19 protein-coding genes are annotated in these 18,316 nt (G+C 67.5%); 7 read left to right on the top strand and 12 right to left on the bottom strand.

The features are described from left to right. Positions 1-7: 7 nt before the first annotated feature. The 6 genes from typA to MTY59_RS15570 all read right to left on the bottom strand — a co-directional run bounded on the left by typA (position 8) and on the right by MTY59_RS15570 (position 9,512). The gene (gene typA / locus MTY59_RS15595) at positions 8-1,897 is read right to left on the bottom strand and encodes a translational GTPase TypA (protein ID WP_064952436.1); all 1,890 of its coding nucleotides are present in this window, start codon (positions 1,895-1,897) and stop codon (positions 8-10) included. A 70-nt stretch (positions 1,898-1,967) separates the two neighbouring features. Further along, positions 1,968-2,699, bottom strand: a complete 732-nt coding sequence (narI, locus tag MTY59_RS15590) for a respiratory nitrate reductase subunit gamma (protein ID WP_221041949.1) — start codon at positions 2,697-2,699, stop codon at positions 1,968-1,970. Further along, on the bottom strand, positions 2,692-3,360 hold the full coding sequence (narJ, locus tag MTY59_RS15585; RefSeq protein WP_221041948.1) for a nitrate reductase molybdenum cofactor assembly chaperone: 669 nt from the start codon (positions 3,358-3,360) through the stop codon (positions 2,692-2,694). Before narJ ends, narI begins: the two co-directional genes overlap by 8 nt. Next, complete coding sequence (gene narH / locus MTY59_RS15580) at positions 3,357-4,970, bottom strand: nitrate reductase subunit beta (protein WP_221041947.1); 1,614 nt, start codon at positions 4,968-4,970, stop codon at positions 3,357-3,359. The genes narJ and narH overlap by 4 nt, the downstream gene beginning before the upstream one ends. After that, on the bottom strand, positions 4,970-8,668 hold the full coding sequence (locus MTY59_RS15575) for a nitrate reductase subunit alpha (protein ID WP_221041946.1): 3,699 nt from the start codon (positions 8,666-8,668) through the stop codon (positions 4,970-4,972). The genes narH and MTY59_RS15575 overlap by 1 nt, the downstream gene beginning before the upstream one ends. Positions 8,669-9,119: 451 nt before the next feature. Further along, positions 9,120-9,512, bottom strand: coding sequence for a (deoxy)nucleoside triphosphate pyrophosphohydrolase (locus MTY59_RS15570; RefSeq protein ID WP_221041945.1), 393 nt, complete (start codon positions 9,510-9,512; stop codon positions 9,120-9,122). Positions 9,513-9,728: 216 nt separating this feature from the next. Here MTY59_RS15570 and MTY59_RS15565 point away from each other — a divergent pair, with 216 nt between their 5' ends. Further along, positions 9,729-10,502 (top strand): DivIVA domain-containing protein, encoded by a 774-nt coding sequence (locus tag MTY59_RS15565; RefSeq protein WP_221041944.1) that lies wholly within the window; start codon positions 9,729-9,731, stop codon positions 10,500-10,502. A gap of 72 nt (positions 10,503-10,574) precedes the next feature. Then, positions 10,575-10,859 carry a 4a-hydroxytetrahydrobiopterin dehydratase gene (locus MTY59_RS15560; protein WP_221041943.1) on the top strand — a complete coding sequence of 95 codons (285 nt, stop codon included), beginning with the start codon at positions 10,575-10,577 and terminating at the stop codon, positions 10,857-10,859. 17 nt (positions 10,860-10,876) lie between these two features. On the opposite strand, the gene MTY59_RS15555 is transcribed toward MTY59_RS15560, so the two are convergent. Then, entirely contained in the window at positions 10,877-12,145 is a 1,269-nt protein-coding gene (locus MTY59_RS15555) for a mannosyltransferase (protein WP_221041942.1), read from the bottom strand. Positions 12,146-12,296: 151 nt separating this feature from the next. On the opposite strand from MTY59_RS15555, the gene MTY59_RS15550 reads away from it, so the two are divergent. Further along, a complete protein-coding gene (locus tag MTY59_RS15550) occupies positions 12,297-13,055 on the top strand; it encodes a hypothetical protein (RefSeq protein WP_221041941.1) in 759 nt (252 codons plus the stop codon). A 51-nt stretch (positions 13,056-13,106) separates the two neighbouring features. After that, entirely contained in the window at positions 13,107-14,324 is a 1,218-nt protein-coding gene (locus MTY59_RS15545) for an Rv1157c family protein (RefSeq protein WP_221041940.1), read from the top strand. 81 nt (positions 14,325-14,405) lie between these two features. Here MTY59_RS15545 and MTY59_RS15540 read toward each other — a convergent pair whose 3' ends face one another. Both MTY59_RS15540 and MTY59_RS15535 read right to left on the bottom strand, forming a co-directional pair. After that, positions 14,406-14,552, bottom strand: a complete 147-nt coding sequence (locus tag MTY59_RS15540; protein ID WP_007169078.1) for a hypothetical protein — start codon at positions 14,550-14,552, stop codon at positions 14,406-14,408. 29 nt (positions 14,553-14,581) lie between these two features. After that, positions 14,582-15,154: an HhH-GPD-type base excision DNA repair protein gene (locus MTY59_RS15535; protein WP_221046464.1), complete on the bottom strand. Its 573-nt coding sequence runs from the start codon at positions 15,152-15,154 to the stop codon at positions 14,582-14,584. A 90-nt stretch (positions 15,155-15,244) separates the two neighbouring features. On the opposite strand from MTY59_RS15535, the gene MTY59_RS15530 reads away from it, so the two are divergent. After that, complete coding sequence (locus tag MTY59_RS15530; protein WP_221041939.1) at positions 15,245-15,778, top strand: nuclear transport factor 2 family protein; 534 nt, start codon at positions 15,245-15,247, stop codon at positions 15,776-15,778. A gap of 46 nt (positions 15,779-15,824) precedes the next feature. On the opposite strand, the gene MTY59_RS15525 is transcribed toward MTY59_RS15530, so the two are convergent. Then, entirely contained in the window at positions 15,825-16,049 is a 225-nt protein-coding gene (locus tag MTY59_RS15525) for a DUF5302 domain-containing protein (protein WP_221041938.1), read from the bottom strand. Between the two features lie 49 nt (positions 16,050-16,098). Further along, positions 16,099-16,542 (bottom strand): PPOX class F420-dependent oxidoreductase, encoded by a 444-nt coding sequence (locus MTY59_RS15520; RefSeq protein ID WP_065056034.1) that lies wholly within the window; start codon positions 16,540-16,542, stop codon positions 16,099-16,101. Between the two features lie 75 nt (positions 16,543-16,617). Between MTY59_RS15520 and MTY59_RS15515 the strand changes: the two genes are divergently transcribed. Then, positions 16,618-17,139, top strand: a complete 522-nt coding sequence (locus MTY59_RS15515; protein WP_221041937.1) for a DUF1697 domain-containing protein — start codon at positions 16,618-16,620, stop codon at positions 17,137-17,139. 57 nt (positions 17,140-17,196) lie between these two features. On the opposite strand, the gene MTY59_RS15510 is transcribed toward MTY59_RS15515, so the two are convergent. Next, positions 17,197-17,562, bottom strand: coding sequence for an Rv1152 family transcriptional regulator (locus tag MTY59_RS15510; RefSeq protein WP_007776412.1), 366 nt, complete (start codon positions 17,560-17,562; stop codon positions 17,197-17,199). A gap of 37 nt (positions 17,563-17,599) precedes the next feature. Between MTY59_RS15510 and MTY59_RS15505 the strand changes: the two genes are divergently transcribed. Beyond that, complete coding sequence (locus MTY59_RS15505) at positions 17,600-18,313, top strand: NAD-dependent deacylase (RefSeq protein WP_221041936.1); 714 nt, start codon at positions 17,600-17,602, stop codon at positions 18,311-18,313. Positions 18,314-18,316 lie beyond the last annotated feature (3 nt).

Below are 18,316 nucleotides of genomic sequence, written 5' to 3'. Positions count from 1 at the left end.
CCCGGTGTCAACCCCGCGCCTTGGCGCGCGACCGGCTGCGGGCCCGGGAGGTGGCGTCCAGCTCGACCTTGCGCACCCGCACGATCTCCGGGGTCACCTCGACGCATTCGTCTTGCGCGCAGAACTCCATGGCCTGCTCGAGATCGAGCTCGAGCGGCCTGGCCAACGTCTCGATGACATCGGCGGTCGACGACCGCATGTTGGTCAGCTTCTTCTCGCGGGTGACGTTGATGTCGAGATCCTCCGCGCGCGGGTTGATTCCGACGACCATGCCCTCGTAGGTGTCCTGGCCGGGCTCGACGAAGAACTGGCCTCGGTCGGCGAGCTGGATCATGGCGAACGGCGTGATGGTGCCGGCGCGGTCGGACACCAGCGAGCCGGTGTGGCGGGCCCGGATCTCACCGGCCCACGGCCGGTAGCCGTCGAACACGGCGTTGGCGATGCCGGTGCCGCGGGTCAGGGTGAGGAAGTCGGTGCGGAAGCCGATCAGGCCGCGGCTGGGCACGATGAAGTCCATCCGGACCCAGCCCGCCGCGTGGTTGGTCATCTCTTCCATGCGGCCCTTGCGGGCGGCCATCAGCTGGGTGATCGCGCCGACGAACTCGTCGGGGCAGTCGATGGTCATCGCCTCGAAAGGCTCGTGCAGCTTGCCGTCGATCGTTTGGGTGACGACCTGTGGCTTGCCGACCGTGAGCTCGAAACCCTCGCGGCGCATCTGCTCGACGAGCACCGCCAGCGCGAGCTCGCCGCGGCCCTGCACCTCCCAGGCGTCGGGGCGGTCGATGTCGACGACCTTGATGGAGACGTTGCCGACGAGTTCGGCGTCCAGCCGCGACTTCACCATGCGAGCGGTCAACTTGTGACCCTTCACCTTGCCCGCCAGCGGCGAGGTGTTCGTTCCGATGGTCACGGAGATGGCGGGCTCGTCGACGGTGATGCGCGGCAGCGCGTGCGCGTGGTCCGGATCGGCCAGCGTGTCGCCGATCATGATCTCCGGGATGCCCGCGACGGCGACGATGTCCCCGGCGATGGCTTCGTCGGTGGGTGTGCGTTCCACGCCCTCGGTCACCAGCAGTTCGGTGATCTTCGCGTTGGTGATGACGGGATGCCCGTCCACCTCGCGCATCCAGGCGACCTGCTGGCCCTTGCGGATCCGGCCCTTGTAGATGCGGATCAGTGCGAGCCGTCCGAGGAAGGCCGAGGCGTCGAGGTTGGTGACCAGCGCCTGCAACGGCGCCTCGGGATCGCCCTGCGGCGGCGGGATGTGCTCGAGCAGCACGTCGAACAGCGGATCGAGGTTGTCGCCCTCGGGATTCTCGCCATTGGCCGGTTCCGTCGTGCTGGCGATGCCTGCCCGTCCCGACGCGTACAGCGTCGGCAGGTCGAGGGCGTGCTCGGCGGCCTTCTGTGCTTCCTCGTCGAGGTCCGATGCAACGTCGAGCAGCAGGTCGTGGCTCTCCGAGACGACCTCGGAGATCCGGGCGTCCGGCCGGTCGGTCTTGTTGACGACCAGGATCACCGGGAGATGCGCGGCCAGGGCCTTGCGCAGCACGAAACGGGTCTGCGGCAGCGGCCCCTCGGAGGCGTCGACCAGCAGCAGCACCCCGTCGACCATGGAGAGTCCGCGCTCCACCTCACCACCGAAGTCGGCGTGGCCCGGGGTGTCGATGACATTGATGACGGTCGTCGTTCCGTCCGCATTCTTGCGATGCACGGCCGTGTTCTTGGCCAGGATCGTGATGCCCTTTTCTTTCTCCAGGTCCCCGGAGTCCATGAGGCGCTCGACCGCGTCGTCACCGCGGTGGTGCAGCGCGCCCGACTGCCGCAGCATCGCGTCAACCAGGGTGGTCTTTCCGTGGTCGACGTGGGCGACGATGGCGACGTTGCGAAATAGCACGTCGGTGATTGTGGCAGCGGGGGCCCCGGATAGCGAACCGGCTGGTAGCCGGGCGCCATCCGCTGCTTCGCTACCAGCCCCGCCGGCGGGGTGCCGTACCGACCAGTTCGCCCTCGCCGGCCGCCTCGCGGCTGCGGTAGACGATGTAGGGCCGGAACAGGTAGGCGACCGGCGCGCTCAGGACGTGCACCAGCCGGGTGAACGGCAACAGCGTGAACAGCACCATGCCGATCAGGGCGTGCAGCTGATAGTCCAGCGGCGCGTTGACCATCACCTCCCCATGCGGCTGGAAGATCCAGATCCGGCGGAACCACAGGCCCACCGTGTAGCGGTAGTGGAACTCGCCGCCGTGCGGGCCGGTGCCGATCAGGTCGCAGTACAGGCCGACCACGATCGCCAGCAACAGCACCACGTACATCACCTTGTCGCTGCGGCTGGTGGCCATGGTCACCGCCGGGCGGGTGAACCGCCGGTAGATCAGCAAGCCGATCCCGGCCAGGGCCGCAAAACCGGCCACCGACCCGGCGATGACGGCCTGCAAATGGTACAAGTGGTCGCTGATTTTCAGCATGTGCGTCACCCGCGGCGGGATGAACAACCCCATCACGTGTCCGGCGAAGACCGCCAGGATGCCGAAGTGAAACATCGGGCTGGCGATACTCAGCAGCCGCGACTCGTAGATCTGCGAGGAACGGGAAGTCCAGCCGAACTTGTCGTAGCGGTAGCGCCACCAGCTTCCGACGAATAGGACCGTCAGCGTGACGTACGGCGAGATGTCCCAGAACAGGACGTTGCTAAACACTCGGTGTTCCTTTACGAGGGGGCACTGTCAAGGTAAAAGGTTGCAGCCCAACGGCTTCCGCGGGCGGTCCGGCCTTCGCCAGGCGCTCGGCCCGGCGCACCTCCTGATCGGTGGCGGCGGGCAGCGTCTCGCAGATCGCCGCGACCGTCGGCTCGTAAGGCGACTTGGCGTCGGCCAGAGCACCGCGTAGCACGTCGATGGGCACGCGGTGCTGGTCCAGCAGTCGCCGGCCGACCTCGGGATCGACGGTGGCGGCGAATTCGAGCACCACCGTCAGATGGTCGGGCGCCTCGCCACCGGGCGGCGTCACACCCGCCTCCCGGTACGCGGTGGCGAACGCCAGCATCTCCCGGCCGCGGTTTCGGGTGTCCCCCGCGGTCCAGTAGGTCAGGTACATCGTGCAGCGCCGGCGCATGTCGAAGGTGGCGACGTAGTCCATCGCGGCGGCCATCGGCTCGCGGGCACGCAGCGCCGCGACCGTCTGCCCGAGCAGCGCCGCCGGCGGGCCGCTGATGTGGGCGAGCAGCTCGTCGACGGCGTCCAGGCGCCCGGCCAACTCGTCGTCCGGGTAGGCCAGCAGCAGCGACGCCGCCTGCCACACCAGGCGATCCTGCATCGTCCGGTTGGTGGAGCGCTCCCGCAGCGCCGAAAGCAGTTTCATCGCTGCTGCTCTTCGGGAAACATTCCGGCGGGCACCTGGCCGCCGTCCCAGTTGAGCAGGTTCACCCGGGTGGACGGCCGCATGTTGCCGGGATCGTCGCCGCGCTGCTTGAGGGTGTGGAAGGTCTCGACCGACACCACCGGGTCCGACTCGTACATGCCGGGTCCGCCGTCACTCGTCAACGAGCAGCCCATCTCCTCGAGGTCGCGGGCCTGCGGCGCGAACGCCGTCGGAATGACGTAACGCTCTTCGTATTTCGCGATGGCGAGCAAGCGGTACATCTCGTAGATCTCTTCTTCGGTCAGGCCGACCGAATGCGGGATGTGCGGCTGGGTCTCGCGACCGAGGTTGATGTCGCGCATGTAGGAGCGCATCGCCGCCAGCCGCCGCAGCACGCCCTCGACCACGGCGGTGTCGCCGGCGGTGAACAGTTCGGCCAGATACTGCATCGGGATGCGCAGCGCATCCAGCGCTCCGAACAGGTTGCCGATGTCTTCCCCGTCGTGCCCGTCCCGGCTGACCGCGTCGACCACCGGCGAGAGCGGTGGGATGTACCAAACCATCGGCATGGTGCGATATTCCGGGTGCAACGGCAGCGCCACCTTGTAGGTGTGGATCAGCGCATACACCGGGGAGCGCTGCGCGGCCTCGATCCACTCGTCCGGAATGCCCTCCGCCCGCGCACCGGCGATGACCTCCGGATCGTTGGGGTCCAGCAGGATCTCGCACTGGGCCGGATAGAGATCGGTCTCCTTCTCCACCGACGCCGCCTCCAGCACCCGGTCGACGTCGTAGAGCACCACGCCCAGGTAGCGCAGCCGGCCCACGCAGGTTTCCGAGCAGATGGTCGGCAGGCCGACCTCCATCCGCGGATAGCACAGCGTGCACTTCTCGGCCTTGCCGGTCTTGTGGTTGAAATAGACCTTCTTGTAAGGACATCCGGACACACACATCCGCCAGCCGCGGCAGCGGTCCTGGTCGACCAGCACGATGCCGTCCTCGCTGCGCTTGTACATCGCGCCCGACGGGCACGACGCCACGCAGGACGGGTTGAGGCAGTGCTCGCAGATGCGGGGCAGGTAGAACATGAAGGTTTCTTCGAGCGAGAGTTTGACCTCTTCGCTGACCTTCTTCAGGATCGGGTCCCCGGACAGGATCTCCGACGACCCGGCCAGGTTGTCATCCCAGTTCGGCCCCCACGAAATCTTCATGGGCTCACCGGTTATCAGGCTCTTGGGTGCGGCTGTCGGGAAGGTGTCACCCGCGGGCGCCGTGGTCAGGTTCTCGTAGTCGTAGGTCCACGGCTCGTAGTAGTCGCCGATGAGGGGCAACTTCGGATTGGCGAAGATCCGCAGCAGTTTGTGCAGGCGGCCGCCGTCGCGCAGCCGCAGCCGACCCTTCTTGTCGCGGATCCAGCCGCCGCGCCACCGCTCCTGGTCCTCGTAGGTGCGCGGATAACCTTGCCCGGGACGGGTTTCGACGTTGTTGAACCAGACGTATTCGGTGCCGGGTCGGTTGGTCCACGTCTGCTTACAGGTGACCGAACACGTGTGACAACCGATGCATTTGTCGAGGTTCATCACCATCGCCAACTGCGCCATGACCTTCATCAGTACGTCACCTCCTGGCTGCGACGACGCACGACGGTCACCTCGTCACGCTGGTTACCGGTCGGCCCCAAATAGTTGAACGCGAACGCGTGTTGGCCGTAGCCCCCGGCCAGGTGGCTCGGCTTGATGCGCACCCGGGTCAGCGCGTTGTGGTTACCGCCGCGCTTGTTGTTGGTCTCGGAGCGAGGCGTGTCCACGGTGCGCTCCTGGACATGGTAGACGAAGACCACGCCGTCGGGCATCCGGTGCGAGACGATCGCCCGGCACACGTAGATCCCGTTGACGTTCACCGCCTCGACCCAATCATTGTCGCGCACTTGGATTTTCGCCGCATCACCCGGGCTCATCCACATCGTCGGGCCGCCGCGGGACAACGAGAGCATGTACAGGTTGTCCTGGTAGGTGGAGTGGAACGACCACTTCGAGTGCGGCGTCAGGTAGCGCACCGTGAGCCCGATGCCGTCCTCGGTGGGCCCAAGCGTGGGCTGACCGAACAGGCGCGCCATGTCCAGCGGCGGCCGGAACACCGGAAGGTGCTCGCCGAGCTCCTCGACCCAGTCGTGCGCGAGGTAGAAATGCATGCGCCCGGTCAGGGTGTGGAAGGGCTTGAGGTTCTCGATGTTGATGGTGAACGGCGCGTAGCGACGGCCACCCGTCTCGCTGCCCGACCATTCCGGGCTGGTGACCACGGGGGCGGGCCGCGCCTGGGTGTCGGCGTAGCTGATGCGCTTGTCCTCGCTGCCCTCGGCCAGATGCACCAGCCGCTGACCGGTGCGTTTCTCCAGTTCGTGGAAGCCCTCGACCGCCAGCCGCCCGTTGGTGGTGCCGGACAGCAGCAGCAACACGTCGGCCATCCGCGACGCGGTGGTGATGGCCGGACGGCCCGCCGCCACACCGGATTTAAGCACCCCGAACTTGGCGGCGAGCTCCTCGACCTCCCGGAAGGGGTGCACGGTGACACCCTTGGTGGTCAGGCCGAATTTGTCGACCAGCGGACCCAGGGTCAGCCACTTGTCATAGATGGCCGTGTAGTCGCGCTCCACCACGGTGAGCTTGCCCATGGTCCGTCCCGGCACCGGCGTCGTGCCGGAGTGCAGCCAATCCTGTTCGGTGCCATCGGGATAGGCCATCGCGTCCGGGGTGTCGTGCTGCAGCGCGCTGAGCACCACATCGGTGCGGGTGCCCAGGTGGTCCTTGGCCATGGCGCTGAAGGCGCGGGCGATGACACCGAAAGCGTCGAAGTCCGAACGGGTTTCCCACGGCGGATCGGTCGCGGCGCTGAAGGCGTGCACGTAGGGGTGCATATCGGTGCTGGAGATGTCGGCCTTCTCGTACCAGGTGGCCGCGGGCAGTACGATGTCGGACACCAGCGTCGTCGAGGTCATCCGGAAGTCGATCGACATCATCAGGTCGAGCTTGCCCTCGGGGATGTCCCCCTCGCAGGTCACGTCGGTGGGCCGAACGCCGTCCACCGGCGGCACCGCCGAAGCGTTGGAGTCGGTCCCCAACAGATGGCGCAGGAAGTACTCGCCGCCCTTGCCCGACGAGCCGATCAGGTTGGCGCGCCAAACGGTAAGCACCCGCGGCCAATTCACGGGATTGTCGGGGTCGGTCACAGCGAGCTTCAGCTTGCGCTGGCCGAGCTGTTCGGCGACGTAGTCGGCGACGTCGCGGTCGGCGGCGCGCGCCTCGTCTGCGACGTCCAGACTGGACCGGTCGAATTGGGGATAGTACGGGCTCCATCCCATGGCCACCGCGGACGCCAGCAGGTCCATGGTGTGCTTGCCCGCGAACCTGCCCCGGCCCACCGGGCTGGCCAGTTTGTCGGCGCCATACCCGTCATAGCGCCATTGGTCGGTGTGTGCGTACCAGTACGAGGCACCGGGCACCTGTCGCGGTGGACGCACCCAGTCGGTTGCCATCGCCATCGTCTGGAAACCGGTGAGCGGGCGCACCTTTTCCTGTCCGACGTAGTGGGCCCAGCCGCCGCCGTTGCGGCCCATCGATCCGGTCAGCATCAGCAGCGCGAGCACCGCACGGTAGATCGCGTCGCTGTGGAACCAGTGGCAGATGCCGCCGCCCATGATGATCATGGAGCGGCCGCCGGATTCCTCGGCGCTGTGCGCGAATTCTTTGGCCACCCGGATGGCCTGGGCGGCCGATACGCCGGTGATCCCTTCCTGCCATGCCGGGGTGTTCTGCTGGGTGGCGTCGTCGTAACCGGTGGGCCATTCGCCGGGCAGGCCGGGCCGCGCCACACCGTATTGGGCGAGCATCAGGTCGAAGACGGTGCACACCAGGTGCTTACCGACGCGGCGGACCGGGACGCCGCGCGCCACGGTCGTGCCCTCGCCGTCGACCGTGTCGAAGCTGGGCAGGTGGACCAGCGCGCTGTTCTCATCCCCGTTGCGGCGGTGGGTGTCGCGCACGCTGAGCGCCGGCGTCAGGTCGCCGAGATCGAGATTCCATTTGCCGACGCCCGATTCGCCGTACCGGAATCCCAGCGAACCGTACGGCACCACAACCGAATCGGACACCTCGTCCAGCACCGCGGGCTTGAGCGCCGCGTTCTCGACGGCCTCCCCCAGATCCGCTGCCGTGAGGTTCTTTCCCGGCACGAGCATGTCGCCGCGTTCTTCCAGCTTGATCAGGAACGGCAGGTCGGTGTAGCGGCGGGAAAAGTCGGTGAAGAACGGAACCTGCTTCTGCACATAGCATTCCGAGAGGATGACGTGGCCCATCGCCATGGCCAGCGCCCCGTCGGTGCCCGCCGCGCACGGCATCCACTCGTCGGCGAACTTGGTGTTATCGGCGTAGTCCGGGCTGACGGTCACCACCTTGGTGCCGCGGTAGCGCGCCTCGGCCATCCAGTGCGCGTCGGGTGTGCGGGTGATCGGGACGTTGGAGCCCCACATCATCAAATACGCTGCGTCCCACCAGTCCCCGGATTCGGGCACATCGGTCTGATCGCCGAAGACCTGCGGCGAGGCGACCGGCAGGTCGGCGTACCAGTCGTAGAACGACGTCATGGGGGCGCCGATCAGCTCGAAGAACCGCGAGCCCGCGGTATAGGACACCATCGACATCGCTGGGATCGGCGAGAACCCGGCGACGCGATCCGGTCCGTAGGTCTTGATGGTGTGCACGTGGGCGGCGGCGATCAGCTCGGTGGCCTCGGCCCAGGTGACCCGGACCAGTCCGCCCTTCCCGCGCGCCTGCTGATAGCGGCGGCGACGCTCCGGATCGGACTGGATGTCGGCCCAGGCCAGCACCGGGTCGCCGAGCCGCGCCTTGGCCTCCCGGTACATCTCGACCAGCACGCCGCGGGCATACGGGTAGCGCACGCGGGTCGGTGAGTAGCTGTACCACGAGAACGAGGCACCTCGAGGGCAGCCCCGCGGCTCGTACTCGGGCCGGTCCGAGCCCACCGACGGGTAGTCGGTCTGCTGCGTCTCCCAGGTGATGATCCCGTCTTTGACGTAGATCTTCCACGAGCACGAGCCGGTGCAGTTCACCCCGTGCGTGGAGCGAACCACCTTGTCGTGGCTCCAGCGGTCGCGGTAGAACACGTCGGCTTCGCGGCCGCCCTCCCGCGTCACCGTGCGCAGGTCGGCCGAGATCTCGCCCGGCGTGAAAAACCGCCCGCTGCGCTCTAGGAGTTCCTCGAGCACTCCGCCAATGTGAGGTGTGACAGTCAAGAAGTACTCCTCCAATTCGGTAGCGTCGCGCCTCGTCGGGCCGTTGGTTCGACCCCGTATGCGTTGTGTTGGGCGATCAGCCCGGTGATCGCCCCGCCCACGCCAGCTCGGATCGGCTCAACATTCGGCATTCCAGGCACGCGGGCTGGGGAGCGATACCACACCAGCATAGGTCCGCGCCGCGGGCGAAATCAGGTCCGCCGCGCATGGGCACATTACGGAAAAAGTCGTCATGAGCATCGTTTTTGCGCACCCTTGAGTCCCGGTCCGGCGCCATCCCCGGGACGGGAGGTCTGGACAATCATTCGGCTCGTATCGGCACGCACATCCAGGGCAGGGTCGTGTGGCGTCGTTATTACAAGTCATATTGTTCTATTCAGTTGACTGCGAAGACCTGCAACGCGGCTGTACATCAGCTGCCGGAAGTCTGTGGACTTCTTATGAGGACCCGTCAAAGGACCCGGGTCAGGTCCCCCAACCAGCCACGATCGGCCGGCACCCAGTCGAGATCGTGCAGCTCAGCCGCCGTGATCCAGCGCAACGCGCGGTGATCGCGGGCGTCGGGCTCGCCGCGGAGCAGGCGCACGCGGTAGGCACGCAGCGTGAACCGGTCGCCCACCCCGACGTCGGCGCCCAGCCGATCGCCCACCACGACGTCACCGACCGCCAGGCCCAGCTCCTCGGCCAGCTCGCGGGCCAGCGCGTCGCGCTCGGTTTCACCGGGCGCGACCTTGCCACCGGGCAGCTCCCACAGGCCGGCCAGCTCCGGCGGACGGACGCGTTGTGCAACCAAGACCTTGGCGTCGCAGATCACCGCACCCGCGACGACGATCTGGGTCGACATGGCCAGTGACGGTATACCTCCGGGCCCTCGGCCGGGCACAACGCGCTGCGCGGGTGAAGACCAAATTCATCGGAATGGCATCGAAAAGCGCGCGATGCATATCGAAATCCCTTGCGACACAATGGTTCTCTTCCGGTTTGCGTGCCCGCGTGGGATACTCGGTTTTAGCCGGTCACTATCTCTCCAATAGGCACTTCCTCAGAATGGGGGTTGGCAATGACCACCGAACCCGCAAAGACGTTCTCCCGCACGTTCAGGGGCTATGACACGGCTGCGGTCGACGCCTACATCGAGGTGTTGCTCGCCAAGCAGAAGTTCCTGATCGAAGAAGTCCAGAACCTCAGGGCCCAGCGAAACGAATCCGGCGATGAGGCCGTCGCGCTGCGGATCGAAGTCGCCTGCCTCAAGGATGAGGTCGCCCTCCTCTCGGACACCTCGCCGTCGCCGTACGCGATGCAACATCGGATGGCGAAGTTGCTGCGGCGTGCCCTCGATGAGATTTCCCAGATGCAGGGCGAATCGCGCGCCGAAGTAGAAGCGCTGATCGCGGAGGCCGAGGCCGAGACCGAGGCCGCCCACCGAGAGCACCGGGAGTTGCTGGCGGAGATCGCAGAGCAGCGAAAAGCGCTGGAGACGGAGTGTGCGGAAACCAGGAAAGAGTTCGACGCCGAACTCGCCAGGATGCGTGCTGAAGCCCAATCGTTGATCGATGAGGCGTGGCAGGAAGCCCAGCATGAGCGCGACCAACTCCTCGCCGACGCGAAACAGAGAGCTCGCCACTCCGATGAGCAGGCCCGGCGGACACTGGCTGAGGCGAACCAGCGACGAATCATGATCCTCGAAGAACTGATGGGCGTGGCCCGCGACCTTCAACGGGTTCCGGCGATCCTCGAGACGGCATACCAAGAACGACACAACCCGCCGGAGGAAAACGTCGTGGTGCAGCTGGACCAGAAAAGTCAGGCACCGGGTCCCGCTGTTGCCTCGTAAATAGCCACCCGGCCGAAAACGGTCGCACCTTCCTCTACCGCGGCATGGCCGGTGACGGTATACCGTCGGGGGATGGCTGTGTTAACGGATGAGCAAGTAGACGCCGCACTGCCCGATCTCACCGGATGGGAGCGCGCCGACGGCGCCCTGCGCCGCTCGATCAAATTTCCGAGTTTTCTCGCCGGCATCGATGCCGTACGCCGGGTGGGCGAGCACGCGGAGAGCAAGGACCATCACCCGGACATCGATATTCGTTGGCGGACAGTGACTTTCGCCCTCGTCACGCACTCCGAGGGCGGCATCACCAAAAACGACATCGACATGGCCCGCGATATCAACGGCATCGTCGACAAATAGACGGCGGCCGGGCCCGTCTACTGGGTCTCCCGGCTGCCGCTGGCGGCGATCCAGATCAACGTCGCCACCGCCGCCACGATGTAGATCAGCCCGGCCCACGCCAGGTACCAAGGCCGGCTTATCTGCCAGATGGTCGGTTGAGCGAAGCTCAGCAACCACGGCACGCCGATCACGGTGAGCGCCAGCCAACCCCAGCCCACGATGCGCGCTGCGCGCAGCGCGCGCACCGGGCCGTGGATCGCCCAGATCATCAGCGGCACCAGCCACACCCAGTGGTGGGTCCACGAAATCGGTGAGAGCAGCAGCCCGAACAGCTCCACCACCAGGAGCCTGCCCAGCCGATCGGCGGAGTCCAGGGCGCGCCAGGCCAGCACGGCCAGTACCGCGGTGACGGCGATGGCGACCACCAGCAGCGGGCCGAAGCCCACGTCGTGGCCCAGGATCCGCGAAATGCCGCCGCGCCAGGACTGATTGAACGAGGTGGCGATGGGGCCCACCCGATGGGCATCGCCCAGCAGGTCGGTGAAGTAGTAGCGGGTTTGATCGCCGACGACCAAGACCGAAACCCCAATGGTGGCAACGAAAATGACCGCCGAGAACACCGCGGCACCCCACCGGCGGGCGCCGACCAGATAGACACCGGAGATCGCGGGCGTCAACTTGATGCCGGCGGCCACGCCCACCAGGAGTCCCGACAGCCACCACCGGGTGGTGTAGACCGCCCACAGCACCGCGGTCATCAGCAACACGTTGACCTGTCCGTAGTCGAATGTGCTGCGCAGCGGCTCGATCCAGATGGCGACCGCCGTCCACAACATCGCGACACGCCGGTCCGCGGCGCCGGCGGCCACGCCCATCAGGCGCTGGCTGAGCCGGACCGCGCCGTACAGCGCGGCCATGGTGGCGATCTGCCAGAGGAAGGCGACGACGCCGAACGGCAACAGGTGTAATGGGTAAAACACCACCGCCGCGAACGGCGGGTAGGTGAACGGCAGCGGGAAGTCCGGCGTCTGGTCGGCGTAGACGTAGCTGTACAAGGTGCCGGGGTGGTCGATCGCGGCCGACCCGCCGAGGTACACGTGCAGGTCGACGAAGTTCGCGCCGTTGGGAGCCAGATACGTCCACGCCAGCCGCGCGGCGATGCTCGCGATGAGCAGCGTCGGCGCGGCCGCCTGAAGCAGACTCGCCAACCGCTGGGGCTTGGGTGCCGCCGGAGCGGCCGAGGTGGTGTCTATCCGCCCGACTTTAGCGAGCGGGGTACGCGCCGCGGCTTCGTCGGTCCCCACTCAGCTTCCTGCAGGGCCGTTTTCGCCCGTTCGGTCACCCTTCTCACTCGTATCAGTAACGAGTTCATAAATGCCACACGTGTCACTTGAGTCCCATCTGCATCAAAGTAACTTCAGCGCCGGACCTGTAATCAATCAATCAGGGAGAGTCATGCCAACCATCTGGACTTACATGCGTGCAGCCGCCGTCGTGGTCGGTTCGTCCGCAGCGCTATTGACGGGCGGTATCGCCCACGCCGACCCCGTGCCGGCCCCGGCCTTGCCGAACATTCCGCAGCAGCTGATCAGTTCGGCGGCCAACGCACCGCAAATCCTGCAGAACCTCGCGACCGCACTCGGCGCCACGCCGCCGGCGGCTCCGGCCACTCCGGGCATCAGCTTCCCGGGTGTTCCGGCGGCCACCGCTCCGGCAACCGCGGCGGCTCCGGCGGCGGGTCTTCCGTCGATCCCCGGACTGACCGCGCCGACAAGCCCCGCCGCCCAGGTGCCTTCTCCGGCGGCCAACCCCTTCCTTCCGGGGCTGGCGCAGTCGGCGACCCCGGCCGCGCCGTCATCGGCGACCGGCGGTATTCCGGGGATGATCCAGGGACTGACGGGGGCGCAGCCGGCGGCTGCGGGTCCCGCCGCACCGTCCGCTCCGTCGATCCCGGGCCTGCCCGCGATCCCGGGGCTGTCTGCTCCGGCGGCACCGGCCACTCCGCCGGCTCCGCAGCTTCCGCAGGCGCAGGTCAACATGCCGGCGATGCCGGCAGGCCTGCCGGTCAGTGTGCCTCCGAAAGTGACGCTCCCGCAGGATCTGCCGGCGCTCGCTTCGGGTCAGGCTCCGGCCGCACCCGCGGCACCGGCGGCACCCGCGCCGGCGGCCAGCCCCGCCGGACCGGCAGCGCCGCTGCTGGCCGCCCTGCCCTGATCAGTTTTCGTAAACGGCTAAACCACTACTGATAACCGGAGGACACACACCGTGGCAACCACTTGGAATCTGTCCAAAGGTTTGGCCGCTGTCGTCACGGCATCGGCTGTCGCGTTCGGGCTCTGCCCGAGCGCGGCAGCCGACCCGGCGGCGCCGCAGCCGACACCGCAACCGAATGCGGCCGCAGGACTGCCGGGTCTGCCTGCCCTGTCGCAGCTGAGCCCGCTCATCCAGCAAGCGGCCTCCGACCCGCAGCAAGCGACACAGCTGCTGATGGCCGCAGCGCAAGCCTTCGCGCACAACCCGAGCACGCCCAACGAGTCGAAAAACGTTGCGGCCGCAGTCAATCAGTTCGTCGCCGAACCCGGCGCGCCGACGCAACACGTGCCCGCGGCGGGGGTGGAACCCGGTTTACAAGCCCACCTGCCGGCCGGCATCAACCCCGCCCACGCGGCCGGCCCGGCCCCTGCGGCGGCACCCGCCGCTCCGGCCCCCGAGGCGGCTCCCGCACCCGCAGCCGCTCCGGCACCCGCTGCCGCACCCGCACCCGCTCCGGCACCTGCTGCCGCACCCGCACCCCCTCCGGCACCTGCTCCGGCACCCGCGCCCGAGGCGCACCTGCCGGCCGGCATCGACCCGGCGCACGCGGCCGGTCCGGCGCCCGACGCGGCACCCGCCGCACCGGGTCCCGCCCAACCGGTCAACGTGCCGGTCGCGGCTGCGGTCCCGGCGCCACCCGCCCCGGCCGCAGCACCACCGGCGGCCCCACCCGCACCGGAGGCCGCCCCGGCACCCGCGCCGGCACCGGCTCCCGCGCCCGACGCCGCTCCCGCGGCGGCGGCCCCGGGTTTCGGCCCTGACACGCCGCCCACGCAGGACTTCATGTACCCGTCGATCGGCACCAACTGCCTGGCGGACGGCACCAGCGCCATCGCCACCGCGTTGTCGGTGGCGGGGCCGGCCAAGATTCCCGCTCCCGGCCCGGGACCCGGCCAGACCGCCTACGTATTCACCGCGGTCGGCACGCCCGGACCCGCCGAGGTGCAGAAGCTGCCGCTGAACGTCACCTGGGTGAACCTGACCACCGGCAAGTCGGGCACCGTCGCCCTGCAGCCGCGTCCGGACATCAACCCGGAGGGTCCGACCACCTTGAGCGCGATCGTCGACACCGGCTCGGGCAGCATCATGTCGACGATCTTCGGGCAGGTCACCACCAAGGAAAAGCAGTGCCAGTTCCTGCCCACCATCGGCTCGACGGTGGTGCCGTAACGGACCGGCGCCGCAACCGTCTCGTCGCCCTGAATGCGCGTGTCCCCGACCGGGGGCACGCGCATTCGCGTTAGGCGGACGCTAGTACGCCATGAACAAGATGGCGTCGCGGTCGTACTCGAGGCCAGGATGAACGCTGGCGAGGTGAGCCTGGGTCAGCTCGACCAGTTCGTCCTCGTCCTTGCCGACGATGGCTTCGCCGCACGGACACGTTAGGTGCGTCTTCACGTTGTCGCCCTTCCCTTTCTGTGGACCTGCTACTTCACCGCTTTGGCTGCTGCTTTCATCTGCTTTTTGTACGCGCGCACCTTCCCCATCGACTGGGCGTCGACGATGTCGGCGACGGATATGTGCGCACCGGCCTTGCCGAAATCCCCCGCCGCCGCGCGCCAGCCTTTCGGCGTCACGCCGTACTGCTTGCCCAGCAGTGCCAAAAAGATCTGCGCCTTGACGTCGCCGAATCCGGGCAGTCCCTTGATCCGCCGCAGCAGCTCGCTTCCGTCGGGGTCACCGGCGGTCCACAATCCGGCGGCGTCGCCGTCGTAGCGGTCCACGATGATCTGCGCCAAGGTTTGGATGCGCTTGGCCATCGACCCCGGAAAGCGGTGTATCGCAGGCCTTTGCGAGCACAACGCGGCGAACTTGTCGGGGTCGTAGTCCGCGATTTCGGCGGCATCGAGGCCGCCCATCCGGTCCGCGATCCTTTTCGGCCCGGCGAACGCCGTCTCGAAGGGAACCTGCTGATCGAGAACCATCCCGATGAGCAGCGCCAAGGGATTCTCGTCCAGCAGCCTGTCGGCCTCAGGATCTTGGGCGAGACAAATTTTCACCGTCAACGATCTTCCTTCCGCTCAACATCCTGGGACCGGGGACCCATAGGTCGCAAGACTACTCACCAGCAATGACCGCGTTATCGTGGCGTGGTGGCGGATGAGGGCAAGCTGGCGCTGATGCTGGCGCGCGACGAGCTGCATCAGCTCGTCAACGCTTACTGCCGCGCCGTCGACCGCGCCGACTACGACACGCTGCGCAGCCTGTACCACCCGGAGGCGACCGATTCGCACGGCTCGTTTTCGATCGGCGGGGTCGAACAGTTCATCGCGCAACTACAAGCGGCCGAACCGTATGTGCGTGTCTCCCAACACAACATCACCACCACCAACTTCGTGGTCGACGGCGACACGGCGCGCGGTGAGATTTACTGCCTGGTGTTTCACACATTCGCCGGCCCCGAGCACGACATCGACGTCATCATCGGGGGGCGATACCTGGACACGTACACCAAACACGACGGCCGCTGGAAATTCAGTCAACGCACCATCGTGGCGGACTGGGCACACCAAAACGACCCGTCCCGAGTGAACTTCGAACACCCCAGCACCCGCGGCAGCCTGCGCGGCCAACCCGGCCAGGCCGACCCCTCGATCGGCTGGTTCACCGTGCCGGAAGGCTGAGGCACGCGAAACATCCTGGCGCACGGCATGTTTCGCCAGCGATCCGTCAGCCGCTCTTGCGGCGGAACTCCCGGCGGTTTCCCACCGCGCCGTGCGCCCGCGATTGCTTGCCGGCGCCGTCCTTGTGGTCGGACCCGCTCGCGGATTTCGCCATCTTGCGGTCCAGGGCTTCGCGGAATTTGCGCTTGGTGTCGTCGTCCGACTCGTGCGATCCGGCGGCCCCCGAAGGCTCCGAGGACTTGGAACCCTGCCGGGCATTCGATTCAGCCATAGGGGCAGCCTAGCCCGGGTTTGCCGAAACGGTTCGGTAGGCGGCGCGGCTACCGCATGCCCGGCGGCATCCCGTACAGGTGCGAGATCGGCAGCGTCAGCAGCACCCGCCGGTCGGTGACCATGGCCTGCCGGTATTCGTCCCAGTCCGGGTGTTCACCGGCGATGTTGCGATACAACGCAATCAGCGCCTCGACGGTGTCGTCGTCCGGCGCGGCCGCGGGGGGCGTCAGCTCGGCGGTGCCCTCGGCGACGGCGTACGACCAGCCGTCGTCGGCGTCGACCAGGATCGAGGCTCGCGGGTCCCGGCGCAGGTTGCGGGTCTTGGCGCGCGGCTCGGTGATCGACACCTGGATCGCCACGCTGCGCGGGTCGAAGTGATAGCTCACGTTCGAGAGCTGCGGCCGCCCGTCGCGCTTGATGGTGGCCAGCACCCCGAGGGAGTGTCCGCTGATCAAGGCCAGCAATTTGTCGTCGAAGACTTGGCGTCCCATGACGAAAGCCTACGTCGCGGACGGCCGGGGCGGCCCGGCATATTTGCCGCGCGGCCGACCTGGTGGAATCAGGGCATGACCAAGTACGCGGCGTTTCTGCGTGGCGTCAACGTCGGGGGCGTCAACCTCAAGATGGCCGAGGTGGCGGCCGCGCTGACCGAGGCGGGCTTCACCGGGGTCCGGACCATCCTGGCGAGCGGCAACGTGCTGCTGGACTCGACCGCCGGCGTGGCCTCGGTGCGCAAGAAGGCCGAAGCGGCGTTGCGCGACCGGTTCGGCTACGACGCGTGGGTGCTGGCCTACGACATCGACACGGTGCGCGCCGTGGTCGATGCCTACCCGTTCGAGCGTGAGCTCGACGGCTATCAGTCCTACGTCACGTTCGTTGCCGACCCGGCCGTGCTGGACGAGCTCGCCGCGGAGGCCTTGGACGCCGGCCCCGACGAGAAGGTTCGTCGCGGCGACGGCGTCATCTACTGGCAGGTTCCCAAGGGCGGCACGCTGGACAGCCGCATCGGCAAGACGATGGGTAAGCCGCGGTACAAGTCGTCGACCACGACGCGCAACCTGCGCACGCTGGACAAGGTGTTGCGCTGAGGTCCCGCTAGCAAAATGACGGTGTAGCAACGGGTTTCGACGCTCGCCGAGTATCCGTCACTCGTCGGGTACCGCCTCGATGTAGCGCACCGCATCGGCCTTGTCCAAACCCAGTCCGCGCGCAACCCGCACGTACTCGCGGGCCGCGGCCGCCATCGCGGCGTCGGTCGGGTCGTAGCGGGCGATGAAAGTGCCGAAGCGCCCGCGGGTTTCGATGATGGCGGAGCTTTCCAGCTCGCGGTACGCGCGCGCCACCGTGTTGACGGCGACGCCGAGCTGGCCGGCCAGATCCCGCACGGTCGGCAGGCGGGTGCCGGGCGGCAGCGCACCCTCCCGGACTCCGTCGATGACCTGCGTCCTGAGCTGGTCGAACAACGGCTTGCCCGCCTTCATGTCGACCTTCAACCAGTCACCCAGCTCCACCCGTCCAGTATCCCCCACCCCCGGCTATCTTGGTGGGATGCGAGTAGCGGTGCTCAGCGGCGCGGGGATCTCCGCCGAGAGCGGTGTGCCGACCTTCCGCGACGACAAGAACGGATTGTGGGCCCGCTTCGACCCTTACGAGCTGTCCAGCACCCGGGGGTGGCGCGACAACCCGCAGCGCGTCTGGGGCTGGTACCTGTGGCGTCACTATCTGGTCGCCGACGTCCAACCGAATGCGGGTCACCGGGCCATCGCCGCCTGGCAAGACGACGCCCAGGTCAGCGTCATCACCCAGAACGTCGACGACCTGCACGAGCGCGCAGGCAGCCGGTCGGTTCACCATCTGCACGGCAGCCTGTTCGAATTCCGTTGTGCGCGTTGCGGTACGGGCTATTCCGGTGCGCTGCCCGCGATGCCCGAACCGACGCTGGAGGTGGAGCCCCCGGTGTGTCACTGCGGCGGGCTGATCCGGCCCGACATCGTGTGGTTCGGTGAGCAACTGCCCGACGGGCCGTGGCAGCGTGCCGTCGAGGCGACCGAGGCCGCCGACGTCATGGTGGTCGTGGGGACCTCGGCGATCGTCTATCCGGCGGCCGGGCTGGCCGAGCTGGCGCTGTCCCGGGGCACCGCGGTCATCGAGGTCAATCCGGAGGTCACGCCGTTGTCGGACAGCGTGACGATCAGCATGCGTGCAACGGCCAGCGAGGCTCTGCCCGGTCTGCTGCAGCGGCTGCCGGCGCTGCTGAACTGACGG

The sequence above is a fragment of the Mycobacterium senriense genome, assembly GCF_019668465.1.
GTDB lineage: Bacteria > Actinomycetota > Actinomycetes > Mycobacteriales > Mycobacteriaceae > Mycobacterium > Mycobacterium senriense.
Note: the sequence above shows the minus strand (reverse complement) of the source record. Positions and strands in the feature narration are given on the sequence as shown.

Coding starts and splice junctions, on each gene's coding strand:
- narJ (WP_221041948.1), bottom strand. CDS start 3,360: ATGAAACTGCTTTCGGCGCTGCGGGAGCGCTCCACCAACCGGACGATG.
- narH (WP_221041947.1), bottom strand. CDS start 4,970: ATGAAGGTCATGGCGCAGTTGGCGATGGTGATGAACCTCGACAAATGC.
- MTY59_RS15570 (WP_221041945.1), bottom strand. CDS start 9,512: ATGTCGACCCAGATCGTCGTCGCGGGTGCGGTGATCTGCGACGCCAAG.
- MTY59_RS15565 (WP_221041944.1), top strand. CDS start 9,729: ATGACCACCGAACCCGCAAAGACGTTCTCCCGCACGTTCAGGGGCTAT.
- MTY59_RS15560 (WP_221041943.1), top strand. CDS start 10,575: ATGGCTGTGTTAACGGATGAGCAAGTAGACGCCGCACTGCCCGATCTC.
- MTY59_RS15550 (WP_221041941.1), top strand. CDS start 12,297: ATGCCAACCATCTGGACTTACATGCGTGCAGCCGCCGTCGTGGTCGGT.
- MTY59_RS15525 (WP_221041938.1), bottom strand. CDS start 16,049: ATGGCTGAATCGAATGCCCGGCAGGGTTCCAAGTCCTCGGAGCCTTCG.
- MTY59_RS15520 (WP_065056034.1), bottom strand. CDS start 16,542: ATGGGACGCCAAGTCTTCGACGACAAATTGCTGGCCTTGATCAGCGGA.
- MTY59_RS15515 (WP_221041937.1), top strand. CDS start 16,618: ATGACCAAGTACGCGGCGTTTCTGCGTGGCGTCAACGTCGGGGGCGTC.
- MTY59_RS15505 (WP_221041936.1), top strand. CDS start 17,600: ATGCGAGTAGCGGTGCTCAGCGGCGCGGGGATCTCCGCCGAGAGCGGT.